Origin of the sequence: Ochrobactrum sp. SFR4 (genome assembly GCF_019730395.1) — a bacterium.
In the GTDB taxonomy this organism is placed as follows: Bacteria; Pseudomonadota; Alphaproteobacteria; order Rhizobiales; family Rhizobiaceae; genus Pseudochrobactrum.
Map to the genome: position 1 here is coordinate 1 of NZ_JAAPBB010000361.1, position 361 is coordinate 361.

The window sequence follows — 361 nt, forward strand, 5'->3', positions numbered from 1 at the left end:
GGAAAATCTGTTTTCGGGCCCGAAAGACACTGTTTTAACAGTTATGGGAATATCGCTGATCGTCTGGTTCTTACCGGGGCTGATCAACTGGCTTTTCGTTAATGCTGTCTGGGTTGGTACAGATCGCACATTCTGCACGACAACAGTACAGGGCGGTTTGCAACCGGAAGGTTGGTCTGGTGCTTGCTGGGCATTTGTCGATTCTAAAATTCAGCAATTTCTCTACGGGCGCTATCCGGTTGATGAACGCTGGCGCGTGCAATTAGTAACGCTGGTTTTTGTGATCCTGCTGGTGCCGATGCTGATCGGAAAACTGCCTTATAAAAAACTGAATGCATTTTTGCTGTTTATCGCTTTTCCG

General features: G+C 47.4%; 1 pseudogene. It reads left to right on the forward strand.

The annotated features are described in order from the left end of the window. Window positions 1-361 (forward strand): annotated as a pseudogene (locus tag HBA93_RS19370) (amino acid ABC transporter permease); the annotation flags it as partial.